General features: G+C 56.7%; 23 protein-coding genes. 15 read left to right on the top strand and 8 right to left on the bottom strand.

The genetic code is table 11. The features are described from left to right. Positions 1-1,095: an alkene reductase gene (locus tag ACK4S7_RS06300; RefSeq protein ID WP_409645190.1), complete on the bottom strand. Its 1,095-nt coding sequence runs from the start codon at positions 1,093-1,095 to the stop codon at positions 1-3. A 73-nt stretch (positions 1,096-1,168) separates the two neighbouring features. Here ACK4S7_RS06300 and ACK4S7_RS06295 point away from each other — a divergent pair, with 73 nt between their 5' ends. Genes ACK4S7_RS06295 through ACK4S7_RS06265 form a run of 7 tightly spaced genes read left to right on the top strand, consistent with a single transcriptional unit; the run spans position 1,169 to position 7,615 of the window. Further along, positions 1,169-2,041, top strand: coding sequence for a DMT family transporter (locus ACK4S7_RS06295; RefSeq protein ID WP_409645188.1), 873 nt, complete (start codon positions 1,169-1,171; stop codon positions 2,039-2,041). A 38-nt stretch (positions 2,042-2,079) separates the two neighbouring features. Then, entirely contained in the window at positions 2,080-2,748 is a 669-nt protein-coding gene (locus tag ACK4S7_RS06290) for a COQ9 family protein (protein WP_409645187.1), read from the top strand. A 47-nt stretch (positions 2,749-2,795) separates the two neighbouring features. Next, positions 2,796-3,038, top strand: coding sequence for a ferrous iron transport protein A (locus tag ACK4S7_RS06285; RefSeq protein ID WP_409645186.1), 243 nt, complete (start codon positions 2,796-2,798; stop codon positions 3,036-3,038). Beyond that, positions 3,035-4,888: a ferrous iron transporter B gene (locus ACK4S7_RS06280; RefSeq protein WP_409645185.1), complete on the top strand. Its 1,854-nt coding sequence runs from the start codon at positions 3,035-3,037 to the stop codon at positions 4,886-4,888. Before ACK4S7_RS06285 ends, ACK4S7_RS06280 begins: the two co-directional genes overlap by 4 nt. A gap of 37 nt (positions 4,889-4,925) precedes the next feature. Further along, positions 4,926-5,441, top strand: coding sequence for a single-stranded DNA-binding protein (gene ssb / locus ACK4S7_RS06275; RefSeq protein ID WP_409645184.1), 516 nt, complete (start codon positions 4,926-4,928; stop codon positions 5,439-5,441). Between the two features lie 46 nt (positions 5,442-5,487). Next, positions 5,488-6,162 (top strand): TVP38/TMEM64 family protein, encoded by a 675-nt coding sequence (locus tag ACK4S7_RS06270; protein ID WP_409645182.1) that lies wholly within the window; start codon positions 5,488-5,490, stop codon positions 6,160-6,162. Next, positions 6,131-7,615 carry a dihydrolipoyl dehydrogenase family protein gene (locus ACK4S7_RS06265; protein WP_409645181.1) on the top strand — a complete coding sequence of 495 codons (1,485 nt, stop codon included), beginning with the start codon at positions 6,131-6,133 and terminating at the stop codon, positions 7,613-7,615. Before ACK4S7_RS06270 ends, ACK4S7_RS06265 begins: the two co-directional genes overlap by 32 nt. Here ACK4S7_RS06265 and ACK4S7_RS06260 read toward each other — a convergent pair. The 3 genes from ACK4S7_RS06260 to ACK4S7_RS06250 are packed head-to-tail and all read right to left on the bottom strand — an operon-like array spanning position 7,612 to position 9,275. Further along, positions 7,612-8,214 (bottom strand): CDP-alcohol phosphatidyltransferase family protein, encoded by a 603-nt coding sequence (locus ACK4S7_RS06260; RefSeq protein ID WP_409645180.1) that lies wholly within the window; start codon positions 8,212-8,214, stop codon positions 7,612-7,614. The genes ACK4S7_RS06265 and ACK4S7_RS06260 overlap by 4 nt on opposite strands. A 12-nt stretch (positions 8,215-8,226) precedes the next feature. Continuing rightward, entirely contained in the window at positions 8,227-8,757 is a 531-nt protein-coding gene (locus ACK4S7_RS06255) for a YceD family protein (RefSeq protein ID WP_409645179.1), read from the bottom strand. Continuing rightward, positions 8,751-9,275: a ubiquinol-cytochrome C chaperone family protein gene (locus ACK4S7_RS06250; protein ID WP_409645178.1), complete on the bottom strand. Its 525-nt coding sequence runs from the start codon at positions 9,273-9,275 to the stop codon at positions 8,751-8,753. Before ACK4S7_RS06250 ends, ACK4S7_RS06255 begins: the two co-directional genes overlap by 7 nt. 112 nt (positions 9,276-9,387) lie before the next feature. On the opposite strand from ACK4S7_RS06250, the gene ACK4S7_RS06245 reads away from it, so the two are divergent. Further along, positions 9,388-9,861, top strand: coding sequence for an outer membrane protein assembly factor BamE (locus tag ACK4S7_RS06245; RefSeq protein WP_409645177.1), 474 nt, complete (start codon positions 9,388-9,390; stop codon positions 9,859-9,861). 53 nt (positions 9,862-9,914) lie between these two features. On the opposite strand, the gene ACK4S7_RS06240 is transcribed toward ACK4S7_RS06245, so the two are convergent. After that, on the bottom strand, positions 9,915-12,176 hold the full coding sequence (locus tag ACK4S7_RS06240) for an NADP-dependent malic enzyme (protein WP_409645176.1): 2,262 nt from the start codon (positions 12,174-12,176) through the stop codon (positions 9,915-9,917). Between the two features lie 102 nt (positions 12,177-12,278). Between ACK4S7_RS06240 and mutS the strand changes: the two genes are divergently transcribed. Next, on the top strand, positions 12,279-14,882 hold the full coding sequence (gene mutS / locus ACK4S7_RS06235; protein WP_409645174.1) for a DNA mismatch repair protein MutS: 2,604 nt from the start codon (positions 12,279-12,281) through the stop codon (positions 14,880-14,882). Between the two features lie 14 nt (positions 14,883-14,896). On the opposite strand, the gene ACK4S7_RS06230 is transcribed toward mutS, so the two are convergent. Beyond that, complete coding sequence (locus tag ACK4S7_RS06230; RefSeq protein ID WP_409645220.1) at positions 14,897-16,162, bottom strand: NupC/NupG family nucleoside CNT transporter; 1,266 nt, start codon at positions 16,160-16,162, stop codon at positions 14,897-14,899. 85 nt (positions 16,163-16,247) lie between these two features. Here ACK4S7_RS06230 and ACK4S7_RS06225 point away from each other — a divergent pair, with 85 nt between their 5' ends. The 6 genes from ACK4S7_RS06225 to ACK4S7_RS06200 all read left to right on the top strand — a co-directional run bounded on the left by ACK4S7_RS06225 (position 16,248) and on the right by ACK4S7_RS06200 (position 20,403). Beyond that, positions 16,248-16,913 carry a queuosine precursor transporter gene (locus ACK4S7_RS06225; RefSeq protein ID WP_409645172.1) on the top strand — a complete coding sequence of 222 codons (666 nt, stop codon included), beginning with the start codon at positions 16,248-16,250 and terminating at the stop codon, positions 16,911-16,913. 10 nt (positions 16,914-16,923) lie between these two features. Continuing rightward, positions 16,924-17,814, top strand: coding sequence for an acetylglutamate kinase (gene argB / locus ACK4S7_RS06220; protein WP_409645170.1), 891 nt, complete (start codon positions 16,924-16,926; stop codon positions 17,812-17,814). An 82-nt stretch (positions 17,815-17,896) separates the two neighbouring features. After that, the gene (locus ACK4S7_RS06215) at positions 17,897-18,199 is read left to right on the top strand and encodes a YggT family protein (protein ID WP_409645168.1); all 303 of its coding nucleotides are present in this window, start codon (positions 17,897-17,899) and stop codon (positions 18,197-18,199) included. Beyond that, the gene (folD, locus tag ACK4S7_RS06210) at positions 18,196-19,092 is read left to right on the top strand and encodes a bifunctional methylenetetrahydrofolate dehydrogenase/methenyltetrahydrofolate cyclohydrolase FolD (RefSeq protein ID WP_409645167.1); all 897 of its coding nucleotides are present in this window, start codon (positions 18,196-18,198) and stop codon (positions 19,090-19,092) included. The genes ACK4S7_RS06215 and folD overlap by 4 nt, the downstream gene beginning before the upstream one ends. Before the next feature lie 4 nt (positions 19,093-19,096). Further along, positions 19,097-19,780 (top strand): hypothetical protein, encoded by a 684-nt coding sequence (locus tag ACK4S7_RS06205; RefSeq protein ID WP_409645165.1) that lies wholly within the window; start codon positions 19,097-19,099, stop codon positions 19,778-19,780. Then, positions 19,780-20,403, top strand: a complete 624-nt coding sequence (locus ACK4S7_RS06200; protein WP_409645218.1) for a MarC family protein — start codon at positions 19,780-19,782, stop codon at positions 20,401-20,403. The genes ACK4S7_RS06205 and ACK4S7_RS06200 overlap by 1 nt, the downstream gene beginning before the upstream one ends. Here ACK4S7_RS06200 and ACK4S7_RS06195 read toward each other — a convergent pair whose 3' ends face one another. Continuing rightward, positions 20,404-21,021 (bottom strand): LON peptidase substrate-binding domain-containing protein, encoded by a 618-nt coding sequence (locus tag ACK4S7_RS06195; RefSeq protein ID WP_409645163.1) that lies wholly within the window; start codon positions 21,019-21,021, stop codon positions 20,404-20,406. Continuing rightward, on the bottom strand, positions 21,018-21,640 hold a 623-nt coding region (locus ACK4S7_RS06190; protein WP_409645161.1), incomplete at its 5' end, for a tetratricopeptide repeat protein. The genes ACK4S7_RS06195 and ACK4S7_RS06190, both read right to left, overlap by 4 nt.

Here is a 21,640-nt window from a genome sequence, read left to right as displayed (position 1 = left end):
TTATGCGTCCGCTTTTTCAAGGAAGGGATAGTCGGTATATCCTTCCGCGCCGGGCGAATACCATGTCTTGTAATTATCGGGTGTCAGTTCCGCTCCGACGCGCAGACGCTTCACCAGATCAGGGTTGCTGATATAGGGACGGCCAAAGCTGATCGCATCGGCAAGCCCGGAAGCAAGATCTTCATCAGCCAGTTCCTTGGTATATTCCTGATTCAATACCAAGGGACCTTTGAACACCTTGCGGATTTCCGGGGAGACGCGCGGCACATCGGTTTGGCCGAAATTGCCATAGGGTTTGACTTCGCGCAGTTCAAGGAAGGCGATGCCGATGTCTTGTAATGCGGCGGCCGCAGCGGTGAACAAAGCGACTGGGTTGCTATCATCAGCGCCTTGCGTTTCGCCATTGGGCGACAGGCGCACTGATGTCCGTTCCGCGCCAACAGCACCGACAACAGCTTGTGTGACTTCGCGCAGCAATCGAATCCGGTTTTCGATGGGACCGCCATATTCGTCGGTACGCAGATTGGTATTGTCACGCAGGAACTGGTCGATCAGATAGCCATTGGCTGCGTGAATTTGCACGCCGTCAAATCCTGCGGCTATCGCGTTTTTTGCGGCGTGGACATAATCGGCAATGATGCGCGGTATTTCGGCGATGTCGAGCGCCCGAGCTTCGGTATAGTCTTTCTTGCCTTCAGCAGTATGGGCATAGCCCGGCGCAGTGGTGGCGGAGGCCGAGACTGGCTGCGCGCCGCCGAGAAAATCGGGGTGCACAAGGCGGCCCATATGCCACAATTGCAATATGACCCGGCCACCTGCATCGTGCACGGCCTTCGTAACTGGCTTCCACGCCTTAACCTGGTCTTCGGACCAGATGCCGGGTGCGGAAGGCCATCCAAGGCCTTCCTGGCTAATGCCCGTGGCTTCAGCGATAATCAGGCCCGCGCTGCCGCGTTGACTATAATATTCCGCCTTGAGATCGGACAACGGCACATGCACGCCTTCGCTGCGTCCGCGGGTGAGTGGGGCCATGAGAATGCGATTGGGCGCGGAGATGGCACCCAGCTGAATGGGGTCGAACAAAGTTGCAGTCATGCGATTTCCTGTCATTAAGGCGTTGCTTTGCCGCCAAGATGCGGATGAAAGTTGCAAAATGCAACGGGGGTTTATGCAGCAGAAGATTTTCCATCAGCAATCGCCGGGCTTGCTCGCCTTTGTGGCATTGATCGCGGGCAATGTGGCGATTGCCTTTGGGCCCCTGCTCGTGCGCTTTGCTGACAGCGGACCGATAGCGACGGGGTTTTGGCGCCTGGCGCTCGCCACGCCCTTTTTGCTGTTCGTCGGTTATCGGTTTGGCTTCCGCCTTTCGGCTGTCAATCGGCCAACCCTGTCCCTCGCTATCATAGCTGGCCTGTTTTTCGGCTTTGACATCATCCTGTGGCATATCGGCATTTTTCAGACCAAATTGGGCAATGCCACGCTTTTCGCGAATTGTGCCAGCCTGTTGCTGGTGATTTACGGCGTGGTCGTCGCGCGCAAAATGCCAACGAAATGGGAAAGCATTGCCGTGCTTTTCGCCTTTGTGGGCGCTGCGTTGTTGATGGGGCAGAGCCTTGAACTGTCGCCACGCCATTTCACGGGCGATATACTCTCGCTTGGCGCGGGGCTTGCCTACACTGTCTATCTATTGCTGATGATGAAAGTGCGGCAGAATACCGAAAGCTGGGGCGCACTTGGCATGGCCAGCGCCGTCGCGGCGGTCGTCCTCTTTGCCTCTGCTGTGTTTGCGGGTGAGCAGATCATTCCCGACACATGGTGGCCAGTTATCCTGCTCGCCTTCACTTCCCAGTTTTTCGGCCAAGGCTGTCTGACTTATGCGCTCCCGCATTTCAGCCCACTCGTCATTGGACTCGCGTTGCTCCTGCAACCCGCATTGTCGGCGGCGGCGGGCTGGCTCGCCTTTGGTGAAACACTGACGGCAATGGATTTTACAGGAAGCGCGCTCGTTATGATCGCCTTGGTGCTGGTGCGAAAGCAATAGACCTTTTCTTGTGGGCATCGAACCACTACATATAAAACATGCCCGAAAATGCTCTCCCTGCCGACCCGACGCTTGACGAAATCCGCGTCGCACTTGCCCCGGTCATTGGCCGTCACGCTGGCTTTGATGGATGGTCCGACGCCGCCGTCCATGCAGCAGCAGATGAGGTCGGCGTTGACCGTGACGTCGCTTTGCTGGCGTTCAAGGGCAAAACCATCGATTTGATTGACGCCTGGGTTGAGGGTATTGATCTGGAACTCGCACGCCGCTTGCCAGCTGATATGCTCAACGCGATGAAAATTCGCGACCGCATTACTGCTTTGGTCGCGACACGGCTGGAGATTATGGCCCCGGACCGCGAATCCTTGCGGCGCGCGCTTGCAATCATGGCCATGCCGCAAAATGTGGCCAAGGCCGCAAAGATCGGATGGCGCTCGGCCGATCGCATGTGGCGTCTGGCCGGGGACACGGCCAGCGACTTCAACCATTATACAAAGCGCCTGACGCTTTCGGCAGTCTACGCGAGCACGCTCAGCGTTTTCGTCAATGATGACAGCGACAACTTTTCGGATACGCGCGCCTTTCTCGACCGTCGGATCGAAAATGTCATGCAATTTGAAAAGGCCAAGTTTCAGGCGAAAAAACGGACGGAATACACTCCAAGCCTGTCACGCTTCATTGGCCGCCTGCGCTATCCGGCGCGCTGACATAAATCGCTATTGATGTTAATGCGAATCGGTTGCAAATAGCGCCTGTGCAACTTGACCATCTTCCCTTGAACCAAATTGCGGTTATTCGGACCATTGATTGGGATGCCTTGCCCGACCAAGAGGGGCATCGTTTGCGTTCGCTTGGCTTTGAACCCGGTGTGACGGTCGAGGCGATGCACAGGGGCATATTGATGTGGCGTGATCCGCTCGCGGTCCGTGTTGGCCGAATGACGGTTGCTCTACGCACCAATGTCGCAGCTGCGATTGATTGCGAACTATCGGCATGACTCAAATGCCACCTCTGGTCGCTTTGGTTGGCAACCCCAATGCAGGCAAAAGCGCGTTGTTTAATGCGCTGACGGGTGCGCGGCAGAAAATCGCCAATTATCCGGGTGTAACGGTTGAACGCAAATCCGGCCGGGCGTCTTTTACCGATGGCCGCCCGGTTGAAATGATCGACTTGCCCGGTGCGTATAGTCTTGATCCCGACAGCCTTGACGAAGCCGTCACTCGCGATGTTGTGCTGGGCAAGTTGGAAGGCCATAGACGGCCGGACGCATTGGTGATCGTTCTTGATGCGGGCAATCTCGACAATCATTTACGCTTTGCGCTTGAACTGATTGCGCAGGGCCTGCCTACAGTGGTCGCGCTGAATATGATCGACCTTGCGGAACGCGATGGCCTGCAACTGGACTCACAGTCTCTGGCGCATGCACTTGGCGTTCCAGTCATTGAGACGGTCGCTGTGCGTCGCCGCGGACTTGAACCGTTGATGGCCCAACTTGATCATGAGATCAAAAACCCGCGTTCAAAGCTGGAGCCAGTCGCTGCATCCTTTGGCGCGCAAAATCAGCGCGCCCGCGAAATCGCGCGCTCGGCCATCATAAGTGAGACGGCTGGTCGTCAATGGACTCGCAGATTGGACGCGGTCCTGCTGCATCCCGTGGGCGGCGTCATTATCTTGCTAGCGTTGTTGTTCCTGATGTTTCAGGCGGTCTATGGCTGGTCCGAAGCGCCCATCGGCTGGATCGAAAGCGGTTTTGCGTTTTTGAGCGACGGTATAAAAAGTGCATTGCCAGACGGGCTGCTGCGTTCATTTCTGACCGATGGCGTCATTGCAGGCGTAGGTTCAGTCATCGTGTTCCTGCCGCAGATTTTGATCCTGTTCCTGTTCATTCTGTTGCTTGAAGCTTCGGGCTATATGACGCGCGCCGCGTTTGTAATGGACCGGATGATGGCGGCGGTGGGTCTGTCGGGACACAGTTTCATCCCGTTATTGTCATCATTCGCCTGCGCGATTCCCGGCATCATGGCGACGCGCACGATCATGGTTCAAAAGGAGCGGCTGGCGACAATATTGATTGCGCCGCTGATGACCTGTTCCGCGCGCCTGCCGGTCTACACCGTGATCATCGGCGCGTTTATCCCTGCGTCCGCGGTTGGGCCGGGGATTGGCTTGCAGGGCCTTGTCCTGTTTGGCCTCTATATCGCGGGTATCTTGGGCGCGATGTTGGCGGCGGCTGTAATTCAGCGCTTTGTAACGCAAAGCCGGACGAGCAGCTTCCTGATCGAAATGCCACGCTACCAATGGCCCCGCCCGGGAGATATTGCAATCAACCTGTGGCAGCGTGCTTGGGTGTTTTTACGCCGCGCAGGCACGATTATTTTTGCGGCCACCATCATCTTGTGGGCGCTCCTGAGCTTTCCCAAGGCACCCGAAGGCAGCAATATCTCGCAAGTGGAATATTCAGTCGCGGGAAGAATTGCCGACGGACTTGAACCCATTGTCCGCCCAATCGGTTTCAATCATGACATTGCATTGGCATTGATCCCGGCCATGGCGGCGCGCGAGGTTGCGGTGTCTGCGTTGGCGACGGTCTATGCCATTGATGCGGCAGATGAAGATGCAGCGGCGACCAGCCTTGGACCAAAGCTGGCTGCCGATTGGTCACTTGCTACCGCATTGGCTTTTCTCGCCTGGTTTGTTTTTGCCCCGCAATGCATTTCCACGATCGCCGTAACGCGTCGCGAAACCAATGGCTGGAAATGGCCCATCTTCATGGTCACTTATCTTTTTGCGCTGGCTTATGCCGCGGCCGGGATAACATATTGGACAGCGCGTTCCTTCGGCTTATAGCAGGCCAACAAGAACTTTTGCATTAGAGGACAGGAACATGGCGGGAAGCGTCAATAAAGTCATTATCGTCGGCAATTTAGGCGCGGACCCTGAGGTCAAATCATTCCAGAATGGCGGACGCATTTGCAACCTGCGGATCGCGACTTCAGAAGATTGGAAAGACCGCACCACTGGCGAGAAAAAAGAGCGAACCGAATGGCACAGCGTAGTGCTCAATTCGGACGGACTGGTCGGCGTCGCCGAACGGTTCCTGAAAAAAGGCAGCAAGGTATATATCGAGGGCCAGTTGCGCACCCGCAAGTGGCAGGATGCATCGGGCAACGACCGTTACACCACTGAAATTTCGGTTGCTGGCTTTGATGGCAAGCTGGTGATGCTTGATGGCGCCAAGGGTGGCTCAGGCGGCGGCGAAGGCTGGAGCGGTGGCGCATCTGGCGGCGGTTCGTCAGGCGGCAACAACTGGGGCGCTGGCGGCGGTGGAAGCAGCGGCGGCGGGTCGGGCTTCGGCGGTGGCGATTTTGACAATGACCTGGACGATGACGTTCCGTTTTGATCGGTAATTGCGGGGTAGCGTCGATAATCGTTCAACAGGGGCAATAATGAAAAAAGCGGTTCTGGCCCTTGTTTTTATCAGCGCAATTGTCGCTTATTTCGTCTTTGACCTTGGCCAATATCTGAGTCTGGAAAATTTCAAGGCAAGCCAAACGGAAATTGTCGCCGCCAAGGATGCGAACCCCTTTCTCTATATTGCCGGATTTTTCGTTCTCTATGTCGCCGTGACCGGGCTTTCGATTCCCGGCGCTGCGATCATGAGTCTTGTCGCGGGCGCGTTATTTGGTGTGGTGGTCGGCACCATCATTGTCTCATTTGCTTCGACAATGGGCGCGACTTTGGCCTTTTTGAGCGCGCGCTACGTCCTGCGCGACTGGGTGCAGGACAAATTTGGCGACCGTCTGCGCCCGATAAATGACGGCGTCGAAAAGGACGGTGCGTTCTATCTCTTCACGCTGCGCCTGATTCCAGTGTTCCCGTTTTTCGTCATCAACCTGTTGATGGGGCTCACGCGTATTAAAACGCGGACATTTTTCTGGGTCAGTCAATTGGGTATGTTGCCCGCCACAATCGTATTTGTGAATGCCGGTACGCAAATCAGCCGGATTGACAGCACGGCCGGTTTATTGTCCCCAGCGCTCATTGCTTCCTTTGTGGCACTCGCCTTTTTCCCTTGGGCAGCAAAGGGCATTGTCGCTTTGGTCAAACGCAGCCGTGGCTGAACGCTGGCAAAAGCCGAAACGGTTCGACCGTAATCTGATCGTTATTGGCGCTGGTTCGGCTGGCTTAGTTTCGGCCTATATTGCCGCCATGGTGAAGGCCAAGGTCACATTGATTGAAGCGCATGAGATGGGTGGCGATTGCCTGAACACCGGATGCGTGCCCTCCAAGGCACTTATAAAAAGTGCAAAGGTTGCGCACCAGATTGCGGATGCCGCGCGATTTGGCATTGATGTCGGCGCGCCAGTCATCGACTTCCCCGCCGTGATGCGCCGTGTCCGGGACGTCATTACTGCCATCGAACCACATGACAGCGTCGAACGCTTCACTGGCCTTGGGGTCGACTGTGTGAAGGGCTATGCGCGCTTTGTTGACCCATGGACCGTCGAGATTGATGGCGAGCGGCGATTGACGGCCAGATCGTTCATCATCGCCAAGGGCGCGGCGCCTTTCATCCCCTCGCTGCCCGGCGTGGAAGATAGCGGTTACCTGACCAGCGAGACTTTGTGGGACGCAATGGCCACGCGGACAACTGCGCCGGGTCGGCTTGTCATATTGGGTGGCGGACCCATTGGATGTGAGCTGGCGCAGGCGTTCCAGCGCTTGGGATCGCAAGTTACAATTGTCGAAATGGCTGAGCGCTTGTTGTTGAAGGAAGATGGCGATGCTGCCGCGCTGATCACGGCGCGTCTTCAGGTAGAAGGCGTCTCCATCCGCACAGGCCACCGCGCGTTGCGGTTTGGAACAGGCAAGACTTTGGTCGTGGCTGGACCGGATGGCGAAGTAGCTATCGATTATGATGACATCATCATCGCCGTGGGACGCAAACCGCGCGTGGCGGGCTTCGGCCTCGAGGAAATGGGATTGCTCATTGACGGCAAACTTGAAAATGACGCATTTTTGCGCACCAGCATGCCTCATATACTGTGCGCTGGAGATGTCGCAGGGCGTCAGCAGCTTACCCATGGCGGCAGTCACGAGGCCTGGTATGCCAGCGTCAACGCGCTTGCCCGCCCGTTCAAAAAATACCGTACTGATTACCGCGTCCTGCCGCGCGTCACCTACACGGAGCCTGAGCTGGCAACGGTGGGTTTGACTCAAGCCGAAGCCGAAGATCAGGGCCTGTCCTTTGATGTGACGCGTTACGACCTCGACGACCTCGACCGTGCCATAGCCGAGAGCGAAGCGCACGGTTTTGTCAAAATCCTCACTGCAAGGGGCAGCGACCGGATATTGGGCGCGACGATTATTGGCCAGAATGCAGGCGAAATATTGGCTGAGGTCACCTTTGCGATGAAACACAATATGGGGTTGCGCAAAATCCTGCAGACCATTCACCCATATCCTACGTGGGCGGAAGCGAACAAATATGCCGCAGGACAATTTGGTCTGGCGCGCAAGCCGGAAGGCTTGTTGAAATGGGCCGAGCGCTGGTTCCGCTGGCGGCGGGGCTAGCCGAAGCTTTTCGCCGCAAGGATTAGACGTTGCCCGACCGTGAGCAGGCACAGCGCCGCAAATATTATCGCCAGCGTTGGAAAGAATGCCGGGAACAGGCAGAAAAGCACGAAAAAGGCAATGGTCTCACCGCCCTCCATCAATCCCGTTGAGTAGAAATATGCCTTGGGTCCATGCGCGCCGTCGTCAAACGTGCGCCGCGCCGCAATGGCCGCAAATGCCAGGAAACTTACACCCGTCAGCGTGAAGCTTGCGACCAGCAACAACGCGGGCAACTGGTTCACGGGCGCAAGCAAAGCGAAAGCGATAGGCAGCGAGAGATAGAAAATATAATCGCAGATCGTATCGAGATAACCGCCAAATTCGGATGGCCCGTTGATGCGAGCGACTGCGCCATCCAGCCCGTCGAAAACGCGGTTCAGCACGATGAGCGCAAGCGCTGCTGCAAAATTCGACTGGGTGATGAAAAATGCTGCGCTTAAACCCAGACCGGCCCCGATGATCGTGAGCATATTTGCCGACATGCGCGTGCCAGCGACCCGGGTTGCCACGCGGAAAAGTGCAGGATCAACCCACCGGCGCAGCGCCACGTCAAACATGGCGCGGTTCTGTCATTTTTTCGCCAATAGGTCTTTGAGTCCAGCCAAGGGACCAGGAGGGACAACGTCTTCCTCGCTTTTTACGCCAGCGGCCTTCAGCATTTTCTCCGCCTCGGGGCTGCGCGGATAGGGGTTTAGGGCAAGGCCAAGCGACTGCGCCACGGCCTCGCCCAGATCAATTGTCTGGCCATCGTGAAACATCGTGTCACAATCGTCGGCTTCCAATTCAAGCTCAACTTCCCCACTGACAACGGGTTCGGGAATGAAGCGGATATGGATGGCCTCATCCATCGTGGCAGGCACGGGGTCGTGCGAGGCGATGCAGAATTGCGCGAGTTCAGCGGTGAAGCGGCCAGTGGCCACTACGCCCTCCGCATCATGCGTCAGCGTAATTTCAGCCTTGAGCGAATCGAGCGCCGCAAGGTCGAACCGCGCCATCAATCCCCTGCGTGCAGCGTCGTCTGCGACAAGCTGGATATTCCGGCTGTGGCTGCCAATTTCGGAGAGCTTGATGACATGGCTGAACTCATTACGCATCACCATTTTGCATCGCCCTCGACCAAAATATCAGGCAATTGTGAGGCGAGCGCGCGTTCGACGTTTAGCAGGCCCTCGCGCGTGTGGGAAAGCGCCTCTGGCGCCGGAGCCGTGCTTCTGTAGATATTGCGCACAATGGCATCGTCGAGGGCATTATGGTCGTCCATGGCGGTCCGCAACGCGCCCAATCTTCCACCTACCGCGCTCATAATCTGGCCGATATGTTTTCCAACGATCATGTCGCCAATGCCCACCTCGCGCAACTGGCCGTCCATGTCGTCGACAAACACCTCGGTCAGGCGCGCCATGTCGAGCGCGTGTGCCTTGCTCTCTTCAAGCCGAAGCAGGACGAGCGACAGAATGGCGGCCACCATGTCGAACCGGCCATCAAGGCTGTCGGGCACTTGTCCTTCAACATACCAATGCGGCTCGCGCGCTTTCGCAACGATCTGATTGTATAAAGGGATTAGTTTTAATTTGGGGTCAGCTTGCCCGTTGCCGAAAAGTTTTTTGAATAATGTCATAACGGCACTCACATCCTCACTCATCGGGCATTCATCTGGGATTGTATATTGATATTGCGCCTTAACGATGCAATGGCAAAGGCCCAAGTTTAGTGGATTAGCGGAGAAGTCTATGCGCGCGTCGCAAATTGCCGGTCTTGCAACTTTGATTGCCGCGTTGACTTTGTCCACGGGATGCACCCGTTTACGGTCGCATCAGGGCTATATTGGTGACCAGACGTTGCTGAACTCTGTTCAAGCTGGTGTCGACAACAAGGAGTCGGTTCAGGCATCGCTTGGCCGCCCGACATTTGTGGGTCAGTTTGACCAGAATGACTGGTATTATTATTCGCGTGATACCAAGCAGTTGGCGTTTTCGCAGCCAAAGGCTGATAAACAATATGTGCTCAAGGTGCGTTTTGATCCAGCGGGCAATGTTGCGTCGGTTACCCAGACGGGAACCGAGCTGATATCCAAAATCAGCCCGGTAGGCGACAAGACCCCTACGCTGGGGCGCAATACGAGTTTCTTTGAAGAAATCTTCGGCAATATCGGCGCGGTCGGTGCTGGCGGTGGTCAGGGCGCTACACCGAATAGCCCGAACTAGGCCAACGTGAACCTGCGGGCCGGGATCAACCGGCCCTGCAGTCCTTTATTCACTTACTCCGTAACCCCAGCTGCGGCCAAAACGGCAAGCGTCACAAGGTCGCTGGTGCTTGAGGCCATAGTGGCAACCTGCACCTGGCGTTCAATGCCAAGCAGCATCGGGCCAATGACCTGGTCCCCGCCTAACTCGCGAAGCAATTTGGCCGACAAGTTCGCCGACTGCAGACCTGGCATCACCAGCACATTGGCCGGACCGGACAGGCGGCAAAACGGGTAGTTTTTCATAAGTGCCGGGTTCAGCGCAACGTCCGGTGGCATATCGCCTTCATATTCGAAGTCAGGCCGCCGCGCGTCCAAAATGGCAACTGCATCGCGTATATTGTTCAGCCAGGTTCCAGCAGGATTACCAAAGGTTGAAAATGATAGGAAGGCGACGCGTGGCACATGGCCCATGCGGCGGGCGACGGCTGCGGTTTTTTCGGCGATATGCGCCAGTTCCTCGGCGCTCGGGCGCTCGTTCACTGTGGTATCGGCAATAAACACCGTGTGCGTTTTGCCGACCATGACGTGAATACCAAAGGGCACCGCATCCTTTTTCGGGTCAAGCACGCGTCGGAGTTCTCGCAAGGTCTGGCCAAAGGTACGCGTGACGCCCGTGATCATGGCATCGGCCTGATCCATCTGCAGCAGCAAGGCGCCAAAAATGTTTCGATCGCGATTGACCATGCGTTGAATGTCACGGCGCAAATAGCCACGCCGTTGCAAGCGGTTGTACAACCGGTCGACCATTCTATCGACCAGCGGGCTTTGAACGCTGTTATGGATTTCATATTCGTCCGGATTGGCACCGAGCCCGATGAGCTTTTCGGTCACGCGCGCATCGCGGCCGATCAATACGGGTATGCCATAACCGTCCTGCTTGAACTGGACGGCGGCGCGCAGCACGACATCTTCCTCAGCCTCGGCAAAAATAACGCGTTTGGGCTTCGCGCGCGCGGCTTCATAGACCTGAGTCAGCGCCGAAGTGGTAGGGTTTTGCCGTGCACGCAGGCTGGCGCGATAGGCGTCCATATTGGCGATCGGCTTTTGGGCCACGCCAGAATCCAGTGCGGCCTTGGCAACGGCAGAGGCAACAATTTCCATTAGACGCGGATCGAATGGTGACGGGATGATATAATCCCGCCCGAATTTGTGCATCAGACCGCCATAAGCTGCGGCCACTTCTTCCGGCACCGTTTCGCGTGCCAGTTGCGCCAACGCGTGTGAAGCTGCAATTTTCATCGGTTCATTGATTGTCGTGGCCCGGACATCCAGCGCGCCACGAAACAGGAACGGGAAGCAAAGGACATTGTTGACCTGATTGGGGAAATCCGAACGGCCGGTAGCGATGATCGCATCAGGCCGTGCAGCGCGCGCAACTGGCGGAGATATTTCGGGATCGGGGTTGGCCATCGCAAAGATTATCGGCTCATTCGCCATCGTTTTTACCATGTCGGAGCTCAACGCATTGGCTGCTGAAAGGCCCAGAAATACATCTGCGCCCACAATAGCTTCGGCAAGGGTGCGGGCCGTGGTCTTTGCGGCATGGGCAGATTTCCATTGGTCCATGCCCTCGGTCCGGCCCTGATAAATCACGCCCGTACGGTCGCACATGATGACATTGTCGTGCGGCACGCCCATGCCCTTGATCAGCTCGGTACAGGCAATGGCGGCTGCCCCTGCGCCATTGCAGACGACCTTGATGTCTTTCAGGGAGCGTCCGGTCAGCGCGCACGCGTTTATCAAGCCCGCAGCGGCAATGATTGCAGTCCCATGCTGATCATCGTGAAAAACCGGAATGTTCATTCGCTCTTTCAACGTCTGTTCAATGATGAAGCAATCGGGCGCTGCTATATCTTCCAGGTTGATTCCACCAAAGGTGGGCTCAAGCAGTTCGACGGCGTCAATGAAACGTTGCGCGTCTTCGGTGTTCACTTCGATGTCGATCGAATCAACGTCAGCAAAGCGTTTAAACAGTACCGCCTTGCCTTCCATCACGGGTTTGGACGCCAGCGCGCCAAGATTGCCCATCCCAAGAATTGCGGTGCCGTTCGATATAACCGCGACGAGATTGCCCTTGGCAGTATAATCATAGGCAGCAGCCGGATTGTCATAAATAGCTTGCACCGGGACGGCGACGCCCGGCGAATAAGCAAGCGACAAGTCCCGCTGCGTAGCCATGGGCTTGGTAGCGACGATTTCGATCTTTCCAGGGCGGCCCTGCGAATGGAAATCCAGTGCTTCCTGTGCTGTGAATTGGACGTCGCTGTCGTTCATTCTTGGCCCTGACCGGTTATCATCTAATTATCCGCCCCTAACGCGCTGTTGACGTAAGGGCAAGCATTGCCCCGCCGAACAGGCTTCGCTAACGCATTGTTTATGGCGGGGGACAACACACCGACACCGATGATGGTGCAATATCTGGGCTTGAAGGCCAAGGCTGGCGATTGCCTGCTATTTTACCGCATGGGTGACTTCTTTGAGCTGTTCTTTGACGATGCGCGCGCAGCCGCTGCAACGCTTGATATCGCTTTGACGTCGCGCGGCGAACATGATGGCAAGCCAATCCCGATGTGCGGTGTGCCTGTGCATGCCGCCGAAGCTTATCTGGCGCGGTTGATCAAGGCGGGGCACCGCGTGGCGATTGCTGAGCAAACCGAAAGTCCCGAGCAGGCCAAGGCGCGCGGTGGAAAGACTTTGGTTGCGCGCGACATCGTGCGTTTTGTGACCGCTGGCACCCTGACCGAGGACAGCCTGCTTGATAGCTGGGCGTCGAACATGCTCGTTGCAGTTGCGCCGGTGGGTGTATTTTTCGGCGTAGCCGCAGCAGATATTTCAACAGGATATTTCGAACTCGTTACTGTGACGGCCGGATCACTTGAGGCCGAGCTGGCGCGCCTTGCTGCGAGCGAACTGGTCGTCCCAGATGGCTTTGCGCAGCCGCCTGCGGATGCGATAATCCGGCCACGCGCTGATTTTGACAGCATCGTCGGCGGCGATTTGCTGAGGCGGCATTTTGCGTTGGCAACGCTTGATGCTGTCGGCGCAGTGACTCGGGCCGAACAGGCTGCAGCTGGCGGTCTGATTGCGTATCTCGCGCATGCCGGGCAAGGAAAAATGCCGTTCCTCAAATTGCCTGTCCGTCGCGAAGTGCACGAACATCTCTTGATCGATCAAGCGACGCGCGACAGCCTCGAGATAAACAGCGCAAGCAAGGGCGGCCGCACGGGTTCATTATTGGCCGAGGTTGATCGCACGATCACCGGTGCAGGCGCCCGGCAACTGGCATCCGATCTGGCCGCGCCGTTGATGGACAAGGCGAAGATCGATGCGCGGCTCTCGCTGGTCCAATGGTTTCATGACGCACCGCTGACTCGAGATGCGGTTCGCACGGCCTTGCGACAATTGCCCGAGATTGCGCGCGCGCTTGGACGTGTAGTTGCAGGACGGGGTAGCCCGAGGGACTTGGGCCAAATACGCGACGGGCTTGATGCCGCACGGGTTTTACGTGAACGTCTGGGTGTGATGGAGAGCAGGCCCGAACTGCTGGATATGCTTCTGCCAGCCTTGGATGGCCACGGCCATATGGTTGACCATCTGGCTCGCGCTTTGGTGGAATCGCCACCGACAGACACCGCGCAAGGCGGATATATTGCCGAAGGCTATGATGCCGCACTTGATGTCTTGCGTTCCGCTGGCCGTGACGGGCGTCAGGCCATCGCACAAATGGAAGCGCGCTATCGTGATGCCACAGGCATTGCCGCGCTCAAGATCCGGCATAATGCCGTCCTCGGTTATTTTGTGGAGGTGCCAGCGAAACACGGTGACGCGCTGATGGCACCGGGAACGGGATTTACCCACCGCCAGACAATGGCCGGCGCGGTGCGATTCAATTCGCCGGAACTGCATGAGGAGGCGGTCCGTATAACGCAAGCTGGTGGCCATGCCCTTGCGGCAGAGGCTGCGCATCTTGAAGAGCTGATCGCACTTGTGCTGTCCCGGCGTGACGCCATTGCCGCAAGTGCCGAAGCTCTGGCGCGTATTGATGTTTCGGCGGCGCTTGCCGAACGCGCAGCCGAGAGCAATTGGAGCCGGCCAAGCTTTGTTGCCCACCCCTGCCTTGAGATTGAGGGCGGGCGTCATCCGGTTGTCGAGAGCGCGCTGGCAAAGTCAGGCGACAGGTTCATCGCCAACGACTGCAAGCTGTCACCTGAAAAGCGGTTATGGCTGGTTAGCGGCCCGAATATGGGAGGGAAATCGACATTTCTGCGGCAGAATGCATTGATTGTGCTTCTGGCGCAGGCGGGCAGCTATGTCCCGGCGACATCGGCAAAGCTCGGCTTGGTGGACCGCCTTTTCAGCCGTGTGGGGGCATCCGACAATCTTGCGCGGGGCCGGTCAACTTTCATGGTTGAAATGGTCGAAACCGCCGCCATTCTTGCACAGGCAACTGAGCAGAGCTTTGTCATTTTGGATGAAGTAGGCCGGGGCACGTCAACTTATGACGGCCTGGCCATCGCCTGGGCGGTGGTCGAAGGCATCCACGAAACCAACCGCTGTCGCTGCCTGTTCGCAACGCATTATCATGAACTCACGCGGCTTTCGGAAAGCCTTGATGCACTGTCGCTGCACCATGTTCGGGCAAAAGAGTATAAAGGGGATCTTGTCCTCCTGCATGAACTGGCCGACGGTCCAGCCGACCGAAGCTACGGTATCGCGGTGGCGAAGGTTGCAGGCCTTCCGCCGCAGGTTGTGGCGCGCGCCAGTTCGGTGCTGGCGAAGCTCGAAAAGGGTCGGGCGGAAACTGGCGGGCTTGCAGCGGGCCTTGGCGACTTGCCCTTGTTCAGCGCTGCCATGGACGCGGCCGAGGCCAAGGTCGACGCCTTGCGTGACAAGCTGTCTGGCCTCGACATTGACGCGCTCAGCCCGCGCGCCGCGCTCGACCTGTTGTATGAACTAAAGCGTACCGCTGGCGAAAGCTAGGTCTCACGGCCTAATCAGGTCAGCGAAAGGAACAGACCGGCCAAAGCAGCGCTCATCAGGTTGGAAAGCGACCCGGCCGCAAGTGCCTTCAAACCCAGCTTCGCAATCATGGGGCGCTGGTTTGGTGCAAGACCACCGGTAACCGCCATTTGAATGGCAATCGAGCTGAAATTGGCAAAGCCGCATAAGGCAAAGGTGACGATGCCGACCGTTGGTGCCGATAGTGTGTTCAGCGCCCCTAAATCAATGAAGGCGACAAATTCGTTGAGGACGATTTTCGTGCCAAACAGGCCGCCAGCCTGAATGGCTTCGTTCCACGGCACGCCAAGCAAGAACATGATGGGGGCAAAGACATAGCCGACGATCTGCTGAAAGCTTAGACCCGGCAGGCCAAACCAGCCACCGATGCCACCCAAAATGCCATTGGCCAATGCAACCAGTGCGACAAAGGCGAGCACCATTGCGCCAACGGCTACCGCCAGCTTTACGCCCGTTTGCGCACCTTGCGCTGCGGCCATGATGATATTGGCAGGCTTTTCCTCGCCATCGTCATGCGCCATGACTGGCTCGTCATCGGGATGCGGATTGGCCAAAGCAGGGTCGCCCTCTGCTACAACGACTGGCGGCACATCGGGCATCATGATCTTGGCCATCAATATCCCGCCCGGGGCCGACATGAATGCCGCCGCGAGCAGATAATCAATGCGAATGCCCATGGACGCATAAGCGGCAAGAATTGTTCCTGCCACACCTGCCATGCCGACGGTCATGACGCAGAATAACTGTTCCGGCTTCAGGCCAGCGAGATATGGCCGAATGACCAGGGGCGATTCCGATTGGCCCACAAAAATATTGGCCGCTGCACATAGGCTTTCAACTTTTGAAATGCCGGTGATTTTTTGCAAACCGCCGCCAATCCAGCGGATCACATATTGCATGATTCCCAGATAATAGAGGATGGAAATCAAGGACGCGAAAAAGATGATGACGGGCAAAGCCGCGATAGCAAAGCTGTTGCCGCCGATTTCAGGCGAGGCGAGCGGGCCGAAGATGAACTCGGTGCCCTTGGCAGAATAGCCGAGCAAATTGGATACGCCAGTCGAGGCGGCGTTCAGTGCAACCTTGCCCCAAGACGTATACAATACGAGAGCCGCGAGACTTGCCTGCAATGCAAAGGCAGCACCGACTACGCGGAATTTGATCGCGCGGCGGTTTGACGACAGCAATACCGCGATCGCCAGAATAACAACCATGCCCGCGATGCTCAATAAAATCTGCATAAAATCCCGACCCCAGAATATTGTGGCGACACCTAGCGCCATCGTTGGCCTTGCGCCAATAAAATTAGACGCTAGTCAGAATTGCATGACTGATCAGACCACATCACACGCGGCAGGCGGGGGCATCCCGAAGTCGCTTTTCATGTTTTCAATCATTTACGGCGGAATGGTGTGCATCGCCGGCGTACTTGGCAATAAGCAGGTTTCCTTGGGGCCGCTGGCTGTCGAAGCAGGCATTTTCCCGTTTCTGTTGCTTGTCATTCTTTCAAGCTCCGTCGCCGCCCTGCATGGCAAGGCAATTGCCGACCGGCTGGTCAAATATGGCTTTATTCCATTGATTGCGTCGATATTATTGGCGTTGCTTGTGCTTTCGCTTCCGCCATCGCCCAAGATGGATGCCAAATATCTCGACGCCTTTAATACGATGATGGGCCAGACGCCGCGTATTTGGGTTGCAGGAATCGTTGCATATGGCGTTTCGCAGATGCTGAATGTCTATCTGTTCGATCGCCTGAAGGGCTCGGTTGGCAAATTTGTCGCGTTGCGTGGCGCAATCGCAGCGGTGCTTTCGCAGATTATCGATACGTTGCTATTTGTGAGCATCGCCTTTTACGGTGTGTTCCCGATCACTGATTTGCTGTTGGGACAGATGCTGGCCAAGGTTGTGCTGAGCATGATCATGGTGCCGCTGCTGATCACTTTCTTTGTCCGTTACGGTCATAAACTTGACGGTACGGACCCTAAGGCCTGAGACAGCCCACATGACCATCGATCCCGCCAATCTCGCAAAGGCCGAAACCCTAACCGAGGCGTTGCCTTACTTGCAGCGTTATGCTGGCAAGACATTCGTCGTCAAATATGGTGGTCATGCCATGGGCGACGCTAATCTGGCGCGCGATTTTGCTGACGATGTTGTTTTGTTGAAGGCCGTGGGCATCAACCCGGTGGTTGTCCATGGCGGTGGTCCGCAAATCGGCGCGATGCTCAAAAAACTGGGCGTTGAGAGCGAATTCGTTGATGGTCTTCGAGTCACCGACGCCGAGACTGCAAAGATTGCCGAAATGGTGCTGTCCGGCGCGATCAACAAAGAGCTGGTCGGCTGGATTAATGCCGCAGGCGGCAAGGCGATCGGCATATCGGGCAAGGATGGCGGCTTTGTCACTGCAACAAAGATCCGGCGGACGCATAAGGACCCTGACAGCCATATCGAGCGGAATATCGACCTTGGTTTTGTGGGTGAACCCACCACAGTAGACCGAAGCATTATCGACACCATTAGCGCGGCAGGCATGATTCCTGTCATTGCCCCCATTGGTGTCGGCGCAGACGGTCATACCTATAACATCAACGCCGATACCATGGCTGGCGCAATCGCAAGCGCTCTGGGCGCGTCCCGTCTGTTTCTTTTGACAGATGTTGCGGGCGTGCTCGACAAATCTGGCGAACTGCTCACAGACCTTGACCCGGCAGCGATTGCCAAATTGCAAAGCGACGGCACGATCAGCGGTGGCATGATCCCCAAAATCCAGACCTGTGTCGACGCGGTTGAATCAGGCGTCGACGCGGCGGTGATCTTGGACGGCCGCACCAGTCATGCGATGCTCATCGAAATGTTCACGGTAAAAGGTGCAGGGACGCTCGTTCACAAGTAAACTCTACGCTTTACTGTTTTAGGTAGTTGATACAGCGCGCTGCCTCGGCTAATCGCTTGGGCAAACCTTTCCGGAGAATTCCATGCTTCTCGCGCTTATTTCCATAATCGGCTATCTGATGACGATCCTGTCGACTGTCGTCATCATCCAGTTCATCCTGAGCTTGCTGATTTCATTTAACGTCGTCAGCCTGTCGAACAACATTGTCGCCTCTATCTGGCAGGCGCTCAATGTCATCCTTGACCCGTTCCTGAAGCCGATCCGCAAAATCATGCCCGACACTGGCATGATTGATTTTTCACCGATGGTGCTGCTGATTGGCCTGCGCATATTGCAGATGCTATTGATGGGCGTTGCCAATGATATTTCTACGGCTGGCATGTGAACAGAACCAAGATAATTGATGGCAAGGCGTTTGCAGCCCAGTTGCGCCAACGCATTGCAACCGCGGTCGCCTCTTTCGTCGCAATAACGAACCGAAAGCCGGGGCTGGCTGTCGTGCTGGTAGGGGAAGACCCAGCCAGCCAGGTCTATGTAGGGTCAAAGAAAAAGGCGACCGTTGAAGCTGGCATGAACAGCTTTGAACATCGACTGGCTGCGACAGTTACGCAGGACGATCTCATCGCGCTTGTGCAAAGCTTGAACGCCGATGCGGCGGTCGATGGCATATTGGTTCAGTTACCGCTGCCACCGCATATTGACGACAAGGCCGTCATCGCCGCAATTGATCCGGCCAAGGATGTTGATGGCTTCCACGTCGTGAACGCAGGGCGTCTTGCAGTGGGTGAAGAAGCCTTTGTGCCTTGCACACCACTTGGTTGCCTGATGCTGTTAAAGGACCATCTGGGAGACTTGTCAGGCAAGAATGCCGTAGTCATCGGGCGTTCGAATATTGTCGGAAAGCCGATGGCGCAGTTGTTGCTCGCAGAAAATTGTACAGTGACCATCGCACACAGCCGGACCCAAGACCTGCCCGATATCGTCCGCCGTGCCGACATCGTTGTCGCTGCTGTCGGCCGCGCGGAAATGGTGACTGGCGACTGGCTGAAATCCGGCGCAGTGGTCATTGATGTCGGCATCAACCGTCTGGAGCCTGCAGAAGGTGAAAGCAAAGGTCGTCTCGTTGGCGACGTTGCCTTTGACGACGCGCTGAGCCATGCTGGTGCAATCACCCCCGTGCCCGGTGGTGTTGGGCCAATGACCATCGCCTGCCTCCTGCGCAACACTTTGGTTGCTGCGCATCAAAGGGCAGGAATCGCGGTGCCGGAAGGAATTTGACGTCATGAAAGCAGTATTGGCCTTTGCCTTCTCCGCAGCGCTTGGCGGCTGCGCGGCTGCGCCTGACCCGGCATTCCGTAATTTTCAGGAGAAAACAGCAAACCCAAGCGCCATAATCGCGGCTGAAATCGGCTTTAATCAGCTGGCGCAGCAAAAGGGGCAGTGGACGGCATTTCGTGAAACCGCAGCGAAGAACGCAGTGATGTTCGTGCCGCAACCGACGGTCGCGCCCGAATGGCTAAAAGGCAGGGCGGACCCGGCACAGTCTGTAAAATGGCAGCCGCACAAGGCGTTCATGTCCTGTGATGGCAAAACGGGCGCGACAACCGGGGTGTGGCAAAAGCCGGACGGAACCGTTGGCTACTTCACTACCATCTGGCAGTTTGTCGAGAGAAATGCGCGCGGTGAAGGCGAGTGGAAATGGGTGCTGGACCATGGCGATGCCCTGACCGCGCCACGTGCACCCAAAGAGATGATCGAGACCAGGGTCGCAAGCTGTAAAGGCGCGGCGCCTGCAACGCTTGCTGCTCCGCCGGAGGGCGCAACAATGAAGACCGGCTATGCCCGCGACCAGTCATTGAGTTACACCTATGTGGTTCAACCAAATGGCGGCCGGACAGTTGAAGTCAAATTATGGAACGGCCAACAATCTGAAACCGTCATATTTGACCAAGTCGCCGCCCAATGATGCTTGACCTGTTTCTTTCAGCCTTCATCACCTTTTTTGTGGTGATTGATCCGCCGGGCTGCGCGCCGATCTATGCCAGCCTGACCAAGGGTGCCAATGCAGCCCAGCGGCGCAATATGGCATTGCGCGCTGTCATGGTTGCGTCCGGCATTTTGCTGGTCTTTGCATTGTTTGGCGAACAGTTGCTGGCCGCGCTGCACATCGAATTGAACAGCTTCCGGATCGCAGGGGGCATCATGTTATTTCTCATCGCCATCGACATGGTCTTTGAAAAACGTACCGAACGCCGTGAAGAACGGGCGCAAAAAATCATCGACACACCTGAAATCGAAGACGTCTCGGTCTTTCCCATGGCTATGCCAATGATCGCAGGGCCCGGCTCCATTGCATCCGTCATGTTGTTAATGTCCCAGAATAGCGGCATTGACAGCGCGGGCGTCATATTGGCTGCGTTGGGTTCGGTGCTTGTACTCACCTTGCTGGCGTTGCTCGCGGCAGGCCCCATTATGCGCGTGCTTGGCGCAAATGCAGAAGCCGTCATTACGCGGCTTCTTGGTGTACTTCTCGCTGCGCTGGCCGCACAATTCGTAATCGACGGCCTGCGGGCGAGCTTTCTGGGATAGTTATTGCAGCGTAACGCGGTCGTCGGAACCATCGTGACGTCCGAAAAACTGCATTAGCTGTACGATAGTATCCGCGCGGTCGGACAGGCCGCGCGCCTCAAGCAAGGCCTGCTTGGCTGCGAAGTCGAAAGGCGCAATTTGGGCAATGGCATTGACCAGCGAATAATCGTCCAGTTGGGATACCGCCGTCCAGTCTACATTATAGCCTTGTGATTCAGCGAAGCGGCGGGACTCTATTTCGATCGACGCACGTTCGCCCAGCGACAAGGATTCGCCGATTTCATCTTCTTCCCACAATTCGGCCTCAACTTGCCGAAAGCTTGTTGTGACATCGAGTTCCTTTACCACCGAAAAGCGTTGCACGCCTTCCAGAATGATATTGTACCTGCCGTCATCAAGTGCCTCGACATCCTGAATCCGCGCAAGACATCCGACATTAAACAAAGGGGGCTGATTACCTTGGCCCTTGGGCTGAATCATGCCGATCTTGCGATCCCGCGCCAGCGAATCGCTGACGAGGTCGCGGTAGCGCGGCTCAAAAATATGCAGTGGCAATTGCATGCCCGGGAAAATTATTGCTCCCGTCAGCGGAAAAATAGAGATGCGGCGCGTGGTCATCCGAAAAGGATCGCAGACAATTTTCGGCGGGTTGCCGCGACCCATGGGTCTTCCAGGCCAATAAGCGCAAAGATCTCCAACAGCCGCGTTTTGGCCGCAGCGTCATTCCAGTCGCGATCGGCGGAGATGATGTGCAGCAGGGCATCGGCCGCGCCATCGCGATCCCCTGCCGCCATAAGTGCGTTCGCAAGCTCAAGCCGTTTGTCATGGTCGTTGGGTGCAGCAGCGACTGCAGCCTTCAATCCAGCCAGTTTCTCAGGAGGAACAGCAGCTGCAACAATGCTCAACAACGAACCAGCCTTTTCCAACGCAGGGTCTGTGCGCAGTTCATCACTTAGACTGTCGTAAATGGCCTGTGCTTCGCTTTGGCGACCGAGCGCAGTCAGCGCGCGAATCAATCCCGACAAAGCCGCAGCATGTTCCGGCAGCACCGAAAGCACTTCGGCAAACAGGCCATAAGCTTGCTCGGCATCCTGCTGCATTAAAAGCGCCTCCGCCTCCTCTAATAGGGGTGCAAGCTGCGCTGCAGGGTCAGCCTCGTCACCGCCGGCCACGACCGGCAGTTTCTCAAGCAACTGATCAAGCATCTGCCTTAGTTGCGGCTCCGTGCGCGCAGGCG

This window comes from Sphingorhabdus sp., assembly GCF_046292425.1.
Lineage (GTDB): Bacteria > Pseudomonadota > Alphaproteobacteria > Sphingomonadales > Sphingomonadaceae > Sphingorhabdus_B.
Note: the sequence above shows the minus strand (reverse complement) of the source record. Positions and strands in the feature narration are given on the sequence as shown.

What these genes read in the sequence shown, in the direction of transcription:
- ACK4S7_RS06290 (WP_409645187.1), top strand. Translation starts at nt 2,080, where the DNA reads ATGCCCGAAAATGCTCTCCCTGCCGACCCGACGCTTGACGAAATCCGC.
- ACK4S7_RS06250 (WP_409645178.1), bottom strand. Translation starts at nt 9,275, where the DNA reads ATGACATTATTCAAAAAACTTTTCGGCAACGGGCAAGCTGACCCCAAA.
- ACK4S7_RS06260 (WP_409645180.1), bottom strand. Translation starts at nt 8,214, where the DNA reads ATGTTTGACGTGGCGCTGCGCCGGTGGGTTGATCCTGCACTTTTCCGC.
- ACK4S7_RS06245 (WP_409645177.1), top strand. Translation starts at nt 9,388, where the DNA reads ATGCGCGCGTCGCAAATTGCCGGTCTTGCAACTTTGATTGCCGCGTTG.
- ACK4S7_RS06205 (WP_409645165.1), top strand. Translation starts at nt 19,097, where the DNA reads ATGAAAGCAGTATTGGCCTTTGCCTTCTCCGCAGCGCTTGGCGGCTGC.
- ACK4S7_RS06240 (WP_409645176.1), bottom strand. Translation starts at nt 12,176, where the DNA reads ATGAACGACAGCGACGTCCAATTCACAGCACAGGAAGCACTGGATTTC.
- ACK4S7_RS06215 (WP_409645168.1), top strand. Translation starts at nt 17,897, where the DNA reads ATGCTTCTCGCGCTTATTTCCATAATCGGCTATCTGATGACGATCCTG.
- ACK4S7_RS06255 (WP_409645179.1), bottom strand. Translation starts at nt 8,757, where the DNA reads ATGGTGATGCGTAATGAGTTCAGCCATGTCATCAAGCTCTCCGAAATT.
- ACK4S7_RS06300 (WP_409645190.1), bottom strand. Translation starts at nt 1,095, where the DNA reads ATGACTGCAACTTTGTTCGACCCCATTCAGCTGGGTGCCATCTCCGCG.
- ssb (WP_409645184.1), top strand. Translation starts at nt 4,926, where the DNA reads ATGGCGGGAAGCGTCAATAAAGTCATTATCGTCGGCAATTTAGGCGCG.
- argB (WP_409645170.1), top strand. Translation starts at nt 16,924, where the DNA reads ATGACCATCGATCCCGCCAATCTCGCAAAGGCCGAAACCCTAACCGAG.
- ACK4S7_RS06295 (WP_409645188.1), top strand. Translation starts at nt 1,169, where the DNA reads ATGCAGCAGAAGATTTTCCATCAGCAATCGCCGGGCTTGCTCGCCTTT.
- ACK4S7_RS06200 (WP_409645218.1), top strand. Translation starts at nt 19,780, where the DNA reads ATGCTTGACCTGTTTCTTTCAGCCTTCATCACCTTTTTTGTGGTGATT.
- ACK4S7_RS06195 (WP_409645163.1), bottom strand. Translation starts at nt 21,021, where the DNA reads ATGACCACGCGCCGCATCTCTATTTTTCCGCTGACGGGAGCAATAATT.
- mutS (WP_409645174.1), top strand. Translation starts at nt 12,279, where the DNA reads ATGGCGGGGGACAACACACCGACACCGATGATGGTGCAATATCTGGGC.
- ACK4S7_RS06270 (WP_409645182.1), top strand. Translation starts at nt 5,488, where the DNA reads ATGAAAAAAGCGGTTCTGGCCCTTGTTTTTATCAGCGCAATTGTCGCT.
- ACK4S7_RS06230 (WP_409645220.1), bottom strand. Translation starts at nt 16,162, where the DNA reads ATGCAGATTTTATTGAGCATCGCGGGCATGGTTGTTATTCTGGCGATC.
- ACK4S7_RS06225 (WP_409645172.1), top strand. Translation starts at nt 16,248, where the DNA reads ATGACTGATCAGACCACATCACACGCGGCAGGCGGGGGCATCCCGAAG.
- ACK4S7_RS06280 (WP_409645185.1), top strand. Translation starts at nt 3,035, where the DNA reads ATGACTCAAATGCCACCTCTGGTCGCTTTGGTTGGCAACCCCAATGCA.